Source organism: Nocardiopsis chromatogenes YIM 90109 (genome assembly GCF_000341185.1).
In the GTDB taxonomy this organism is placed as follows: Bacteria; Actinomycetota; Actinomycetes; order Streptosporangiales; family Streptosporangiaceae; genus Nocardiopsis_A; species Nocardiopsis_A chromatogenes.
Map to the genome: position 1 here is coordinate 16,418 of NZ_ANBH01000021.1, position 15,345 is coordinate 31,762.

The window sequence follows — 15,345 nt, forward strand, 5'->3', positions numbered from 1 at the left end:
CTTCGGCCCCCTACACCGCGTCGCGGATGTGCGCCGGGTGTGCGCGGTACAGGTCGCGCAGCAGGGCCACCTCGGCCCCGTGGTGCATCACCTCGCGGTTGACGTGCAGCGCCAGCACCGCGAAGGGCAGGTCCGACCACTGCTCCGGCTCGGCGGCGCCCACCGGGGCCGCGAAGTCGTCCGGCGCCTTGGACCGCACACCGGCGCACCAGGCGCGGTAGGCCTCCTCCAGGCGCGTCAGCGCCTCCTCCGCGCTGCCCGGCCAGTGCGCGTCGGCGAAGGTCATGTCACCCTTGCCGAAGTGGTGGTCGACGCGCAGCTCCAGCACGCCCACGATGATGTGCCCGAGCCGCCAGGCGATGGTGGTGACCGGCGGCGGGTCGGGTTCGGGCCAGCTCCAGTCGGCGACGAAGGTGCCGTCCGGGCGCGGGCGCACCGACCAGCACGGCTCGACCGGCTCCCAGAAGAACTCGTCGTCGCCGAGCCCGTCCAGCCGGGGCCGCAGCGAGGCGTCCCAGTAGAACTCCAGCTGGGCGAGGACCTCGGCGGGCCAGTCGAGCGCGGTCACCGTGCACCGTCCACGCGGCCCACGGCCCCGGTGATGCCGCTGCCCTCGGCGGCGACGTCCTCGTCCGGGTAGGGCCACCAGGTGATGTCGGCCAGGCCGGGCTCAAGGGGCACGAACGGTGCCAGCGCCCGGGACACGCGGACGGGGCGCTCGCCCTCCGGGTAGGCGGCGAGCACGTGCCCGCCCGGGCCGAGGACGCCGTGCAGGGCCGCCATCAGGTCGGGGCCGGGAGCGGGGCCGCCCGTCCTCGGGGCGGTGTCGAGCACCAGAACGCAGACGGGCTCGTCGACGTCGACGAGCCCGCACGTTGCCATCCGCTCCACCAGCGCCTGGGGGGAGTGCCAGGGCACCGACACCACCGGCGCGGCCGCCCGGTGCGGGGAGGCCCCGGGGTGGAGGGCGGGCCCGTCGGAGGCGTCGAAGTAGGCGGCGCGCACGCCCGAGCCGCGGTCCCCGACGGCGTCGAGGACGGCGTCGCAGGTGGGCAGCCCCGAGGAGATGTCGACGAACTGGCGGACCCCGGCGTCGGCGGCGAGGTAGCGGGCCGCGCGGGCGGCGAAGGCCAGCCGGGCGCGGTCGAGGGGGTCGGGCTCGGGGGGCGCGGTGCGCTGGGCGGGAGGCCGGCCGTCCAGCCCCACGACACGCGGGCGGGGAACGTCGGCAAGGTCCTCGACGATCTGCGGGGCCGGCCACTCATCAGTCACGATCGCGCTCCCGGAGTCCTGTGGCGATCGATGTTACCTGGTGTGAGGTACATCATTCACCCGGAGATAAATTCACCGGGAATGTACGCCGGTTTTCCCAGGCGGGACACTTCGCGACCGCTTCCGATCCACGGAAGAACGAAGCGGCCCGACACCCGGGACACCTCCGCAGAGCAGTTCTGACCTGCAACGATGCACGCCTCCCCGCACACCCGCCCGTTACCCGCTCCCCCGGGGACACCAGGCCCGTCTCGGTGGAGACGGCACCGCACCGCCGCCCTCCTGATCACCGCCCCGGTCACCAAGGGGGGGGAGGCGAGCGCCACTTTCACCCTTGAGGTCCTGATTAGTGAAGTTTTAACCGGTATCCATTTCTTCGGGAGCCAATGTCGCTTTTCAGGCAAGTGATGCCCCGGAGAACAGCAGCGACGGCAATGGCGGACCGGTTCCCCGGCCTTGCCTGCCGGGCGGCGGATTCCCGGCGGTTCGGAGGGCCCCCGGCGGGCCCGGCAGGTCCCACACCCACGGCCCCCGGCCGGGCGGCGGGCCTCCGAGGCGTGAGGCAGAGCAGGCGACGACGAGATGGGCGGCCCGACCTGCGGCGTTGTCGACCGTCAGGTGTGTACATGGTCGCCGGAAAGAGGCTGCGACGAGGGGAGGTCGGCCGGCCTTGCCGCAGCACCGTCGGCCACCCGGCGTGTGCGTGGTCGCTGTGATGCGCGGCGACGGCCGGATGCGAGCGGTTCCCCGGCCCTGCCCGCCGGGCGGCGGGTCCCTCGCGACTCGGAAAGGCGGAGACGCGGCAGGTCCCCCACCCCCGCCCCCGGCCGGGCGGTGGTCTGCGGGGTGTGGGGCAGAGGGCAGCGACCACGCACACGCCCGACAGCGCTACCGCAAGGGCCACCGACCTCTCTTTGTCGCCGCCCTCCACCCCACACTCCGCCGACCCGCCGCCCGGCGGGCAGAGCTGGAGCGGGGCTCCGGCTCTGCCGTCGTTGCCGGTCTCGGCGACCACGCCCACGCCGCGCGGTCGACGGTGGCGGTGGAAGCTCTGGCCCGTCCGCGACTCGCCGACCGGCGCTCGGCCCGACTTCCTGCGCGCTACCTGCCCGGCTCAGGCGTTCGCCGGGGTGACCGGCACCAGACGCCCTTCGTCGTCGCGGTACTCCAGCTCCGGTCCGTGCTCTGCCAACCGGGCCACGGCCGCCACCAGGCGGTCGACGTGCTCCTCCGTCGTGCCCAGGCCCAGGCTCGCGCGGACCGCCTGGTCGTGCCCCTCGGGCAGCAGGTGCCGGGTGAGCGGGTGCGCGCAGAACAGGCCGTCGCGCACGCCGATCCCGTGCTCGGCCGACAGCGCCGCCGCCAGCAGCCCCGCCGGGACCCCGTCCACCACGAACGACACGATGCCCACCCGCGGATGGCGCCCGTCCCACAGGCACAGGTCGTGCACCCCCGGGATCGCCGCGAGCCCGGCGCGCAGCCGCCGCAGCAGGGCCTCCTCCCGCGCGTGCAGGCGCTCCTGGTCGGCCTCCCTCAACGCCTCGCAGGCCGCGGCGAGCGCGACCGCGCCCAGCACGTTCGGGCTGCCCGCCTCGTGCCGCGCGGGCAGGTCGTTCCAGCGCACGTCGTGGTCGGTGACGTTGCCGGTGGCGCCGCCCCCGGCCAGGTACGGGGCGGCCGCGCGCAGCCAGTCGGACCGGCCCGCCAGCACCCCCGCGCCGAAGGGCGCGTACAGCTTGTGCCCGGAGTAGGCGACGTAGTCGGCGCCGGTCGCCTTCAGGTCGAAGCGGCGGTGCGGCACGTACTGGGCGGCGTCGACCGCGATGCGCGCCCCCTCGGCGTGTGCCGCCTCCGCGAGCTCGCGCACCGGCCAGATCTCGCCGGTCACGTTGGAGGCGGCCGTCACGCACAGCAGCCGCGGCCCCTCGGGGGCCGCCCGCAGCGCCTCGCGCGCCGCCCGGACGGCCTCGCCCGGGGTCTCCGGCAGCGGCAGCCGCACGACTCGCCCGGCCCTGCTCCCCCGGTGCTCCCAGGGCAGCAGGCTGGCGTGGTGCTCGGCGGCGAAGACCACCACCGTGCAGCCGTCGGGAACGCAGCGCGCCAGCAGGTTGAGCGCGTCGGTGGTGCCGCGCACGAACACCACCGCGTCGCCCGCGCCCACGCCCGTGTACTCGGCGACGGTGCGCCGCGCCCGCTCGTAGGCGGCGGTGCTGACCTGCGACAGGTGCCCCGCGCCGCGGTGCACGCTGGCGTAGAGCGGCAGCGCCTCGTCCAGCGCGTCGCGCACCGCCTCCAGGCAGGGCGCGCTCGCGGCGTAGTCGAAGTTGGCGTAGTCCACGGTGCCGCCGGCGGCCAGCGGGACGGGAACACCCGTGCCGAGCACCGCGGGCGCCTCGGGGCTACACTCGCGGGCCGCCGGGACGGCGGAGGGGGCGGGGTTCTCTACGACTGCGGTCATCACTGCTCCTCAGGGGTCATCGGGACCCCAGAGGAGCCGGGAGCGTCCCCGCGCGGCGTCCTCGGCGCACGGCGGTGTCTCCGGCTCGAACCCGCGGGGGTCCGCGCTTGCCTGACACGTTGCGTCCATCGGTCGTGTCTCGACCTGGTCCTCACCCGGGGCACCCCACCGCGGTAGGAGGGTTGCCGGCCAGCGAGCCGGGGCTTGGCGCTGGCGCTCATGACCTATGCGGGACTATAGCGCACCGTGTCCGGTTCAGCGCAAGGCGGGGCCGGTGGGAGCCGGGTGGCGGTGCGCCCCTGGACGGGGAAGGGCCCCGGAAAGGGGGGCCCGACCGCAGGTCGCCGGGGTCCGGGGACGGCGGCCCGTACCGTCGGGTACGGACCCGGCCTCCCCGCGGTCGGCGGCGGGCGCCGGGCCGAAGCCCCTGAGGATTGACAGGCGTGCACCGCTTGCGGGGATACTGGGACGACTGCCCTCCCGCTCAGGGCGCCCTGCTTTCCCAGGCCGTCCTTCCAGGCGCGAGACTCCAGCCCTACGGAGCCTCATGCTGCCTGGAAACGGAAAGGGCCCACACCGTGCACGGTCACGACCATACGCGCGCTCTGCTCGCCGACCCCGACGTCGTCCTCGTCTCGGGCTATGCCCGCCTGCCCGACGCGGTCGCGAGCCACTCCCAGTACGAGCGCCTGGGCGTGGTGCTCGCCGTCAACGTCGCGGACGGGCGCATCGTCGCCGCCGACACCACGCTCCTGACCGACCTGGCCAAGCAGTTCTTCCGCGCGCTCGTCGAGGGCCTGTCCGTCACCGACGACCTCCCCGAGATCGCCGAGCGCGTGCGCACCCGCTACGCGGGACAGTCCGGCGCCGCCCTCACCACCGCGCTGCGCCGCTGCCTGGAGACCTACCACCAGCTCCGCGAACAGCGCGGCGGCGAGCAGTCGAGCGAGTGAGCGAGGGATGAGCGAGACGAACCGCGACGACGCGACCGGGTACGGACGGGACGACGGGACCGGCCGACAGGACCGGCGCGACCGGCGCGACCGGCGCGACCGGAACGAACAGACCGTGCAGGCCGGGCAGAGCGGCCAAGGCGGCCGGGAAGGACCGGACGGAGCCCCGGCCCGGGAGGGGCCGCTGGCCGGAATCCGGGTCGCCGACCTGTCCCGGGTCCTCGCCGGGCCCTACGCCACCATGCTCCTGGCCGACCTGGGGGCCGAGGTGGTGAAGGTCGAGCACCCCGACCACGGCGACGACACCCGCGCCTGGGGTCCGCCGCACGCAGGCGGGGAGGCCGCCTACTACCTCGCCGTCAACCGCGGCAAGCGCAGCCTCGCCGTGGACATCAAGGACCCCGACGGCCGGGCCGCCGTCCGGGAGCTGTGCGCCCGCTCCGACGTGGTGATCCAGAACTTCCGCCCGGGCGTCGCCGAGCGCCTGGGCCTGGGCTTCGCCGACGTCAGCGAGCGCAACCCCGCCGTGGTGTACTGCTCCATCAGCGGCTTCGGCCCCGAGCACACCCCGGCCGACCGCCCCGCCTTCGACGTACTGGTGCAGGCCGAGAGCGGCCTGATGGGCATCACCGGCGAGCCGGACGGCCCACCCGGCAAGGTCGGCGTGGCCATGACCGACGTGCTCTCCGGCCTGAACGCGGCCGTGGCGATCCTCGGCGCGCTGCTGCGCGCCCGCGCCACCGGCAGGGGCGAGCACGTGGAGGTGTCCCTCATCAACTCGGCCCTGTCCGGCCTGGTCAACATCGCCCAGCAGGCCCTGGTGACCGGCGCCGAGCCGCCCCGGATGGGCAACGCCCACTCCACCGTGGTGCCCTACCAGGTGTTCGGCACCGCCGACGCCGACATCGTGGTCGCCGCCGGGAACGACGCCCTGTTCCGGCGCCTCTGCGGGGTGCTGGACCGCCCGGACCTGGCCGACAACCCGCGGTTCGCGGGCAACCCGGACCGCATCCGCAACCGGGACGCGCTCATCCCCGAGCTGGAGGCCGAGCTGGGCGCCCGCCCCGCCGCCGAATGGCTGAAGCTGCTGACCGCGGCCGGGGTCCCCGCCGGGCAGGTGCGCGGCCCCCTGGACGCGGTGCGCTCCGCCCAGGCCGCCGGGGACGACGTGCTGGTGCGGGTGGACCACCCCACCGCGGGCGCCCTGGACACCGTCCGCGCCGGGTTCCGCCTGGCGTCGGGCGCGCCGGGGGGCGGCGCGCCGCCGCTCCCCCCTCCCCTGCTGGGCCAGCACTCCCGCGAGGTCCTGGCCGAGCTGGGCGTGCCCGAGGACGGCATCGCCGCGATGATCGGCCGCGGCGCCGTGCGCCAGACCGACCCGGAGACCGGCGGCACCGCCGGACCGGCCGCCCCCGCGGCCGACACCCCGAACGACGACGGAAGGACGGACCACCGATGAGCGAGCAGCGCAAGGCCGCGGCCCCCGACGCCCGCGACTTCCTGGCCCTGGACCGGGAGCTGGCGGACGAGGAGCGCGACATCCGCGACACGGTGCGCGCGTTCGCCGCCGACGAGCTGCTGCCCAACGTCGCCGACTGGTACGAGGCCGGGACCCTCCCCGACGCGCGCGGGCTCGCCAAGCGCCTGGGCGCCCTAGGGGTGCTCGGCATGCACCTGGAGGGCTACGGCTGCGCGGGCGCGGGCCCCGTCGCCTACGGGGTGGCGTGCAGGGAGCTGGAGGCCGTCGACTCCGGCCTGCGCAGCTTCGTATCCGTGCAGGGGTCGCTGGCGATGACGGCGATCCACAAGTTCGGCTCCGAGGAGCAGAAGCGGGAGTGGCTGCCGAGGATGGCGGCCGGGGACGCGATCGGCTGCTTCGGGCTGACCGAGCCCGACTCGGGCAGCGACCCCGGATCGATGCGCACCCGCGCCCGCCGGGACGGCGACGGCTGGGTGCTCGACGGCACCAAGATGTGGATCACCAACGGGTCGGTCGCCGACGCGGCGGTGGTGTGGGCCGCCACCGACGACGGCATCCGCGGGTTCCTGGTGCCCGCCGACACCCCCGGGTTCACCGCCAACACCGTCCGGCACAAGCTGTCGCTGCGCGCCTCGATCACCTCCGAGCTGGTGCTGGAGGGCGTGCGGCTGCCCGGCTCGGCGCTGCTGCCCGGCTCGCGCGGCCTGGGCTCGCCGCTGTCCTGCCTGAACGAGGCCCGCTACGGCATCGTGTGGGGCGTGGTGGGCGCGGCCCGCGCCTGCTACGAGTCGGCGCTGGAGTACTCCACCACCCGCGAGCAGTTCGGACAGGCCATCGGCGGCTTCCAGCTCACCCAGCGCAAGCTGGCCGACATGGTGGTGGACGTGAACCAGGCGCAGATGACGGCGCTGCGCATCGGGCGGCTCAAGGAGCGGGGCGAGTGCCACCGCAACCACGTCAGCTTCGGCAAGTTCGCCAACGTGGCCGCCGCCCAGCGGGTGGCGCGCACCTCCCGGTCGGTGCACGGCGCCAACGGGATCACCCTGGAGTACCCGGTGATGCGGCACATGGCCAACCTGGAGACGGTCGCCACCTACGAGGGGACCGAGGAGATCCACGCGCTCAGCATCGGGCAGGCGGTGACCGGCGTCTCGGCGTTCCGATGACCCGCGAGTAGCCCCGGCCCCGGCGCACCCAGCACAATGGTCGTGAGCCGAATGAGGGAGATGTCGATGGGGAACGACACCAAGCAGTTCCGGGCCGGGAAGATGCGGCGCGTCTTCGACGCGACCGTGTCCGGCCTGGTGAAGTACGGGCTGGGCCCGTCCTACACGCGGCTGCTGACCACCCGCGGGCGGTCCACGGGCTTCCTCCGGTCGACCCCGATCGACCTGGTGGAGAACGAGCAGGGCCGGTTCCTCGTCGCCCCCTACGGTGAGGTCGGCTGGGTGCGCAACATCCGCAAGGACGGCTTCGCGACCCTGCGCCGGGGCGGCTGGATCGAGCTGGTCAGCGTGGCCGAGGTGGACGCCGGGCGCGCGGCCCCGGTGCTCAAGGAGTACCTGGCCAACCCGCGGGTCGCGGTGGTCGGCCCGTACTTCAGGGCTGCCCCCGACGCGCCGTTGGAGTGGTTCGTCGACGAGGCCGCCGACCACCCGGTCTTCGAGATCGTCCGGAGCACGACCGTACGCCTGTGACCGCCCGTCCGTGACGGCCGACGGGGGCGCCCTCCGCTGAGGGACGCCCCCGTCGGCGTTCCGGCGCCCCCTTTCGCCCCTCCCGTCCGTACTTCCAAGCGAGTACGCCGGATTCGGCCGCCCGCAGGAGGCCCCGGCCGCCGCTCCCCCGTCACCGTGGTCGGTGCCCGGGTCGGGACCACCCGGTCCGCAGGCGCGACGACGAGGAGGGGATTGGGCGCATGAGCACGCGCACCGGCCCGACGGGTGAGGCCGCACCCGCCGGAGCGAGGACGTCAGGGGCGGACCGGGAGCCCGAGGCGGCCGGGCAGGCGGCTGGAGGGGCGGCGGCGGGCTCCACGGGGTCCGGGCGCCTGCCCCTGCTCGACGTGCTCCGGGGTCTGGCGATCCTGGGCACGCTGGGCATGAACATCTGGCTGTTCACCGCACCCGGGGCGGAGATCAGCGTCCTCGGGATGGACCCGCCCACCCTCGCCTCGGCCGCCGCCGACCCCGCGCCCGGGGTGGTCGCCGAGGCGCTGTTCCGCCTGGCCATGAACGGCACGTCGCTGTCGCTGCTCACGCTGCTGTTCGGCGCCGGGCTGGCGGTCCAGTACCGCTCCGCACACAAGCGCGGGCTCCCCTGGCCCGGCCCGTACAAGTGGCGGGCGCTGTTCCTGTTCTTCGAGGGCCTGGTGCACTTCACCCTGGTGTTCGCCTGGGACGTGCTCATGGGCTACGCCGTGACCGCGCTGGTGGCGGCCTGGCTGCTGGCGCGCGGGCCGCGGGTGCGCTCGGCGGTGGCCGCCGTCGCGGGCTCGGTGCACGTGGCGGCCATGGCGGCCGCCACCGCGCTCCTCATGGCCTCCCCGGACGCGGCGGGCGGCGGCTCGGGCGGCCCCGATCCGGAGGCGGTCCGCCTCTACGCGGAGGGAGGCTACCTGGAGCAGGTCTTGGTGCGGCTGGAGAACGTCGCCGTGCTGCGGATCGAGCCCGTGATGACGTTCGGTCTGATGCTGACGCTCTTCCTGAGCGGCGTGTTCCTGTTCCGCGCCGGGGCCTTCGCGCCCGGGGCGCAGGGGCGGCGGCTGCGCGTCCGCATGGCGGTGTGGGGGCTCGGGGCCGGTGTCCCGATGAAGGTCGCGGCGTCCCTGCTCGGTAGCGACGGGTTCCTCGTCGAGCGCTATGTCGCGGCGCCGGTGGCGGCGATCGGGGTGGCCGGGCTGGTCGGCCTGCTCCTGGACCGGGCACGGCGGACCGGGCCGGTGGCCGGGGCCCTGTCCCGCCTCGGCCGCACCGCGCTCAGCGGCTACGTCCTGCAGAACGTCATCGCCATGGTGGCCTGCTACGGCTTCGGCCTGGGCCTGGCGGCGCGCTTCGAGGGGTCGGGGCCGTGGTGGGTGATCGGCCTGTGGGCGGCGATCGGCGCGGTCCTGCTCGCCGGGAGCGCGCTGTGGCTGCGGCGCTTCCGGCACGGGCCTTTGGAGGCCGTGCAGAAGGCGGCGCTGTCCAGGACAGCGCGCTGAGGCGACCGGGACGGGGCGCCGGGCCGGGCACCCTGGCAGGGCGGGCCGCGCACGCGGCCTGCGGGCGCGCGTCCGGCACGGCTCGCTCCCCGCCGGGGGCGTTGGGCCGGGGCGGACGGACCGGGGCCGGTGCGAACCGGTCCCGGACGGAGGGCAGGGGCCCGCCTCCCCTCGGGAGACGGGCCCCTCACCGTGCGCTGCCCCTTCACCAGGGGCGGGTCGGACGCCCTCAGGCGCCGACCGCGGACTTCAGGGCCTCGGCGCGGGCGGTCGACTCCCAGGTGAACTCCGGGACCTCGCGGCCGAAGTGGCCGTAGGCCGCCGTGCCCGAGTAGATCGGGCGCAGCAGGTCCAGGTCCCGCACGATCGCGGCCGGGCGCAGGTCGAAGACCTCCTTGACGGCCTTCTCGATGACGTCCGGGGCCACCTGCTCGGTGCCGAAGGTCTCGATGAAGACGCCGACCGGGGCGGCCTTGCCGATGGCGTAGGCCACCTGGACCTCGGCGCGGTCGGCCAGGCCGGCCGCGACGATGTTCTTGGCGACCCAGCGAGTGGCGTAGGCGGCCGAGCGGTCCACCTTGGACGGGTCCTTGCCGGAGAAGGCGCCGCCGCCGTGGCGGGCGTAGCNTTCCGGCCGGTCAGGCCCGCGTCACCCATCGGGCCGCCGATCTCGAAGCGGCCGGTCGGGTTGACCAGCAGCCGGTAGTCGTCGGCCTCCAGGCCGTACTGGGACACGATCGGCTCGATCACGTGCTCCTTGACGTCGGGCGTCAGGAGCTCGTTGAGGTCGATGTCCGGGGCGTGCTGGCTGGACAGCACGACGGTGTCCAGGCGGACCGGGGTGTTGCCCTCGTACTCGACCGTCACCTGCGTCTTGCCGTCGGGGCGCAGGTAGGGGACGGTGCCGTCGTGGCGGACCTTGGAGAGCTGCTGCGACAGCGCGTGGGCGAGCTTGATCGGCAGCGGCATGAGCTCGGGGGTCTCGCGGTTGGCGTACCCGAACATCAGGCCCTGGTCGCCGGCGCCCTGGCTGGCGAGCTTGTCCTCCTCCTTCTCGACCCGCGCCTCGTAGGCGGTGTCGACGCCCTGCGCGATGTCGGGGGACTGCTGGTCGATGGAGACCGAGACCCCGCAGGAGTCTCCGTCGAAGCCCTTGGCAGAGGAGTCGTAGCCGATCTCGAGGATCTTCTTGCGGACGATCTCGGGGATGTCCACGTAGGTCTTGGTGGTGACCTCACCGGCGATGTGCACCTGGCCGGTGGTGATCAGGGTCTCCACGGCGACCCGGCTGGCGGGGTCGTCCTTCAGCATCGCGTCGAGGATCGCGTCACTGATCTGGTCGGCCATCTTGTCGGGGTGGCCTTCGGTGACGGACTCGGAGGTGAAAAGGCGACGGGACACGTAAGTGACTCCTTGCAGCGGCTGCTGGCTGACAGTTGTCTTGAGATCGGTCGGCGCCCGCCGGGGCTGGTGGGTGACCACCGGCGATTACCGACCCACGGGGTTGGTTTCTCGATCCACTGTAGTGGTGCCCTCCCCGCCGCACCCGGGGCGCGGGGGGTTCATGAGGCCGCCACGACCGTTCCGACGGCGGCGCCGAACCGTCGCCCATCCATGGAACGCCCACTTCAGACGCCCCTGGACACATTGTGACGTAAGCCACATAAAAAGTTCCAGAGGCCGTTCCGATCATGCCGTTGCGCTGGGGTTTTCGTAGCGTACAGCGAAACGGCTTCCCCGCGGCGCAACACGTGGGCGTCGTGTCAGGTCACCGTGAGGCGCTCGGCGACGAGGTCCCAGACGCGGTCGGCGAGGTCGGTCTTGGGCCCCATCGGCACCTCGGTGGAACCCCCGTCGGCCCCCAGCACGACCGCCTGGTTCTCCTCGGTGCCGAAGGCGCGGCCGCCGCCCACCCGGTTGACCACGAGCAGGTCGCAGCCCTTGCGGGCGAGCTTGGCCCGGCCGTTGGCCAGGACGTCGTCGGTCTCGGCGGCGAAGCCCACCACCACCTGGCCCGGGTGCGGGCGGTCGGCGGAGACCTCGGCGAGGATGTCGGGGTTGACCGCCAGGCCGAGCGGGTCGGGGCCCTCACCGGTCTTCTTGATCTTGCTCTGGGCGCTGGCGGCGGGCCGGAAGTCGGCGACGGCCGCGGCCATCACCACGGCGTCGGCCCGCTTGCGGGACTCCAGCACGGCCCGGTGCATCTGCTCGGCGGACTCCACGGGCACCACCTCGGCCCCGGGGGGCGCGGGCAGGTCGGTGTTGGCGGCGACCAGGGTGACCTGGGCCCCGCGCGCCGCGGCGGTGGCGGCCAGCGCGTACCCCTGCCGCCCGGAGGAGCGGTTGCCCAGGTAGCGCACGGGGTCGATCGGCTCGCGGGTGCCGCCCGCGGTGATCAGGACGTTGCGCCCGGCCAGGTCGGCGGGGCCGGGGCCGCGGCGCAGCACCGCCCGCGCGGACTCGAACAGGGCCTCGGGGTCGGGCAGGCGCCCGCGCCCGGTGTCGGCGCCGGTCAGACGGCCCGAGTCGGGGGTGAGCACGACCGCTCCGCGCGCGCGCAGCGTGGCGACGTTGGCCCGGGTGGCCGGGTGCTCCCACATCTCGGTGTGCATGGCCGGGGCGAAGACCACCGGACAGCGCGCGGTGAGCAGGGTGTTGGTGAGCAGGTCGTCGGCCAGCCCGTGGGCGGCCTTGGCCAGCAGGTCCGCAGTGGCCGGGGCGACCAGGACCAGGTCGGCCCCCTGCCCCAGGCGCACGTGCGGGACCTCGTGCACGGCGTCCCACACGCCGCTCGCCACGGGGCGTCCGGAGAGCGCCGCCCAGGTGGGCTCGCCCACGAAGCGCAGGGCGTCGGCGGTGGGAACGACGCGGACCCGGTGCCCCGTCTCGGTGAACCGGCGCAGGACCTCGCACACCTTGTAGGCGGCGATCCCGGCGCCCACCCCCAGGACGACCTCGGGCGCGTCTGATGTGTTGTCTGTGTTCACGGTCGGACTCTAGCCCGGGGGCCGGGGCCCCCGCGCCGCTGCCTCAGCTTCCCTCGTAGGGCTCCGAGGTCAGCAGGCCGGCCTTGACCTCGCGCAGGGCGATGGACAGCGCCTTCTCCTGGACCTGGGTCTCGACCAGCGGGCCGACGTACTCCAGCAGGCCCTCGCCGAGCTGGGCGTAGTAGGCGTTGATCTGCCGGGCCCGCTTGGAGGACATGGTGACCAGGCTGTACTTGCTGTCGACGAGTTCGAGGAGGTCGTCGATCGGCGGGTTGGTGATGCCTTCGGCGACGGGCTCGGTACCAGCCACGTGGGTTCCCCCTGGGACGGTCGTCGGCCCCCGCGGGCGGGGGCCGGGTGGGCGGTGCGGGCGCCGGATATCACACTCTCGGCGCCTGGATCAAGGCTAGCAGTTCGTCGCGGACGTCCTCGACGGACGTGTTGACGAGCGTGGCGTCGAACTCCTTCTCGGCGGCCATCTCGGTGCGCGCGGCGTCCAGCCGCCGCCGGACCACCTCGGGCGGCTCGGTGCCGCGGCCGGTGAGCCGCCGCACCAGCTCCTCCCACGAGGGCGGGGCGAGGAAGACGTGGAAGGAGTCCGGCATGGACGTGCGGACCTGCCGCGCGCCCTGCAGGTCGATCTCCAGCAGTACCGGGGTCCCGGCGCGCAGCCGCTCCTCGACGGGGGCGCGCGGCGTGCCGTAGCGGTTGCCCGCGAACTCGGCCCACTCCAGCATCCGGCCCTCGGCGACCATCCGGTCGAACTCCTCGGCGGTGGCGAAGAAGTACTCCACGCCGTCGGTCTCCCCCGGCCGGGGGGCCCGCGTGGTGACCGAGACCGACAGCCAGACCTCGGGGTGGTCGGCGCGGATCCTCTTGACGACGGTGCTCTTGCCCACCCCGGAGGGGCCGGACAGGACCGTGAGCCGCCGGGCCGGGGCGCCGGCCTCCTCGGCATCGATCGGGCTGGTAGGCACGTGGGGTTCTAACTCTCGGTGCGGCGTTCGGTCCGGTCGGGGCTGTGCCCGCGCACAAGGGGGCGGGCCGCCGGACCGGGGGTGATCGGTCTTTTATACCACCGCGCCGCGGCGCCCCCGGCCGTCCCGCGCCCCGCTCGCGGGGGCGGTGCGGACCGGGGGCGCCGCGGCGCTCACGGGGTCCTCCGCCGCACCGGCGGCCGCGGCGGCGCCGCGGCCGACCGGCGGACCCGTCGGACAGCACCCGCGGTGGGGTACCGCACAGTCGGTCGGATCCTTACTCGGCGCCGCCGAATTCGCGCTCCAGGGCGGAGCGCTGGTTGGCACCCAGGCCGCGGACGCGGCGCGACTCGGCGATGTTGAGCCGCTCCATGATCTGCTTGGCACGGACCTTGCCGACGCCGGGGAGCGACTCCAGCAGGGCCGAGACCTTCATCTTGCCGATGACGTCGTCGGTCTGGCCGTCGGCGAGCACCTCCTTGAGGGAGACGCCACCGTGCTTCAGCCGGTTCTTGACTTCCGCGCGCTCTTTTCTGGCCTTAGCGGCCTTCTCCAGAGCCGCGGCGCGCTGCTCGGGTGTGAGGGGAGGAAGGGCCACGCCGGGTCACCTCGGTTTTCTCTCGTTTGTAGAGGGCGGACGCCTGCGCAAGTTAGTAGGTTCCGGCCCCGTTCGGCAACGCAAAGTGGCCCTTCAAGCGCTATTTCGTCCAACTAATTACGTTGTGTCATCAGTCGATTGCGCACCGGGGTTGAAATCGGGACTTTTGGCCCGGTTGGGCACGGCGGCGTCATCCCCGGACAGGCACGCACTCCGGGGTTCGAGCCGGTCGCGGAGCCGCCCGGGGCACGGCTTGCGGAGACCCGAATCGGCGTGACCGAATGTGACCGGAATCGGACACGGTGGGGAGCGAGGGACGGCCGTTGCGGCCCCGCCGGCCGCCCGCCCCTCCTTCCGGTCCGCCGGGAACGCCCCGGGGCCCGGCACCCGAACGGGCGCCGGGCCCCGGAACGGAGCGCGTGGGCCTCACCCGCCGACCGACTCCGAGCGGCGCACCGCCGCGGCGATGGAGGCCGCGGCCGCCCCCGGGTCGGCGGCGCGGGTGATCGGGCGGCCGATGACCAGCAGGTCCGCTCCGGAGGCCAGGGCCTGCTCCGGGGTGGCCACCCGGGCCTGGTCGCCCCGGTCCGCGCCCGCCGGCCGCACGCCCGGGGTGATCAGCCGCACGTCGGGGCCCACGTCCGCGCGCAGCTGGGCCACCTCGTGCGGGGAGCACACCAGCGCGCCCGCGCCCGCCTCCACGGCCAGCTCCGCCAGGCGCCGGGCCGCGTCCGAGGCCGGGCCGAGCATCCCGATCCGCTCCAGCTCGGCGTCGTCCAGCGAGGTGAGCACCGTCACCGCGGCGATCGTGGTGTCGGGGGCCGCCTCCACCGCCGCCCGGACCATGTCCCGGCCCCCGGCCGCGTGCACGGTCAGGATCGAGGGCTTGAGGCGGGCCACGTTGCGCGCGGCCCCGGCCACCGTGGCCGGGATGTCGTGCAGCTTGAGGTCGAGGAAGACCGAGACCCGGTTGGCCCCGCGCACCGTGGTGATCACCTCGGGCCCGTAGCGCAGGTAGAGCTCCAGCCCCACCTTGACCGTGCTGACGTGCGGGGCGACCGCGGACGCCCAGCGGGCGGCGGTCTCGATCTCGGGTGCGTCGATGGCGACTGCGATGGGCGCGGCCACGATGCCTCTCCTTCACGTGCGTGTATGGAACGTGCGTGCTGTCCGGACGGGGCCGCCCCCGAGGGGCGGGCGCCCGGCCGACGGGAACCGTACGGGCGCGCGGGCACTGCCCCGTGCGGTTCCCCCGTACGGCGGGTTCATGCATGTCCGGCCCCGCAGGGCCGGGGGTCGCGCCCGCCGGAGCGGTGTGATCCCCGTCCGGCCGGGTCGATGCGGCCGCCCCGGCTCCGGGCCGGACGGCGCCGCGAAACCCTCGGCGGTCGCGGCCGCCGTGGGCGGGCGGCCGAAGG

The 15,345-nt window shown here is 74.5% G+C and carries 13 protein-coding genes, 1 pseudogene and 1 riboswitch; of the genes and pseudogenes, 5 read left to right on the forward strand and 9 right to left on the reverse strand.

Annotated features, from left to right (window positions below; genetic code table 11):
- Positions 1-10: 10 nt before the first annotated feature.
- The 3 genes from D476_RS0101685 to D476_RS0101695 all read right to left on the reverse strand — a co-directional run bounded on the left by D476_RS0101685 (position 11) and on the right by D476_RS0101695 (position 3,730).
- Positions 11-568 (reverse strand): DinB family protein, encoded by a 558-nt coding sequence (locus D476_RS0101685; protein ID WP_017622254.1) that lies wholly within the window; start codon positions 566-568, stop codon positions 11-13.
- The gene (locus D476_RS0101690; RefSeq protein WP_017622255.1) at positions 565-1,272 is read right to left on the reverse strand and encodes an SAM-dependent methyltransferase; all 708 of its coding nucleotides are present in this window, start codon (positions 1,270-1,272) and stop codon (positions 565-567) included. Before D476_RS0101690 ends, D476_RS0101685 begins: the two co-directional genes overlap by 4 nt.
- 1,114 nt (positions 1,273-2,386) lie before the next feature.
- Positions 2,387-3,730 (reverse strand): aminotransferase class V-fold PLP-dependent enzyme, encoded by a 1,344-nt coding sequence (locus tag D476_RS0101695; protein ID WP_017622256.1) that lies wholly within the window; start codon positions 3,728-3,730, stop codon positions 2,387-2,389.
- Between the two features lie 98 nt (positions 3,731-3,828).
- Positions 3,829-3,955: riboswitch (SAM riboswitch) on the reverse strand.
- A 353-nt stretch (positions 3,956-4,308) separates the two neighbouring features.
- Here D476_RS0101695 and D476_RS0101700 point away from each other — a divergent pair.
- The 5 genes from D476_RS0101700 to D476_RS0101720 all read left to right on the forward strand — a co-directional run bounded on the left by D476_RS0101700 (position 4,309) and on the right by D476_RS0101720 (position 9,365).
- Positions 4,309-4,683: a DUF3870 domain-containing protein gene (locus D476_RS0101700; protein ID WP_017622257.1), complete on the forward strand. Its 375-nt coding sequence runs from the start codon at positions 4,309-4,311 to the stop codon at positions 4,681-4,683.
- Positions 4,684-4,690: 7 nt separating this feature from the next.
- Positions 4,691-6,142, forward strand: a complete 1,452-nt coding sequence (locus D476_RS0101705; RefSeq protein ID WP_017622258.1) for a CaiB/BaiF CoA transferase family protein — start codon at positions 4,691-4,693, stop codon at positions 6,140-6,142.
- Positions 6,139-7,329 carry an acyl-CoA dehydrogenase family protein gene (locus tag D476_RS0101710; protein WP_017622259.1) on the forward strand — a complete coding sequence of 397 codons (1,191 nt, stop codon included), beginning with the start codon at positions 6,139-6,141 and terminating at the stop codon, positions 7,327-7,329. The genes D476_RS0101705 and D476_RS0101710 overlap by 4 nt, the downstream gene beginning before the upstream one ends.
- A 66-nt stretch (positions 7,330-7,395) precedes the next feature.
- Entirely contained in the window at positions 7,396-7,860 is a 465-nt protein-coding gene (locus D476_RS0101715) for a nitroreductase/quinone reductase family protein (RefSeq protein ID WP_026123135.1), read from the forward strand.
- 221 nt (positions 7,861-8,081) lie between these two features.
- A complete protein-coding gene (locus D476_RS0101720; protein WP_017622261.1) occupies positions 8,082-9,365 on the forward strand; it encodes a DUF418 domain-containing protein in 1,284 nt (427 codons plus the stop codon).
- A 229-nt stretch (positions 9,366-9,594) separates the two neighbouring features.
- Here D476_RS0101720 and metK read toward each other — a convergent pair.
- The 6 genes and pseudogenes from metK to pyrF form a co-directional block, all read right to left on the reverse strand.
- Positions 9,595-10,766 (reverse strand): annotated as a pseudogene (gene metK, locus D476_RS31790) (methionine adenosyltransferase).
- 362 nt (positions 10,767-11,128) lie between these two features.
- Positions 11,129-12,352, reverse strand: a complete 1,224-nt coding sequence (gene coaBC / locus D476_RS0101745) for a bifunctional phosphopantothenoylcysteine decarboxylase/phosphopantothenate--cysteine ligase CoaBC (RefSeq protein ID WP_239648567.1) — start codon at positions 12,350-12,352, stop codon at positions 11,129-11,131.
- Between the two features lie 43 nt (positions 12,353-12,395).
- Positions 12,396-12,662 (reverse strand): DNA-directed RNA polymerase subunit omega, encoded by a 267-nt coding sequence (gene rpoZ / locus D476_RS0101750; RefSeq protein WP_017622265.1) that lies wholly within the window; start codon positions 12,660-12,662, stop codon positions 12,396-12,398.
- Between the two features lie 70 nt (positions 12,663-12,732).
- On the reverse strand, positions 12,733-13,329 hold the full coding sequence (gene gmk / locus D476_RS0101755; protein WP_017622266.1) for a guanylate kinase: 597 nt from the start codon (positions 13,327-13,329) through the stop codon (positions 12,733-12,735).
- Between the two features lie 277 nt (positions 13,330-13,606).
- Positions 13,607-13,927, reverse strand: a complete 321-nt coding sequence (mihF, locus tag D476_RS0101760; protein WP_017541927.1) for an integration host factor, actinobacterial type — start codon at positions 13,925-13,927, stop codon at positions 13,607-13,609.
- A 426-nt stretch (positions 13,928-14,353) separates the two neighbouring features.
- On the reverse strand, positions 14,354-15,055 hold the full coding sequence (gene pyrF / locus D476_RS0101765; protein WP_017622267.1) for an orotidine-5'-phosphate decarboxylase: 702 nt from the start codon (positions 15,053-15,055) through the stop codon (positions 14,354-14,356).
- Between the last annotated feature and the right edge of the window lie 290 nt (positions 15,056-15,345).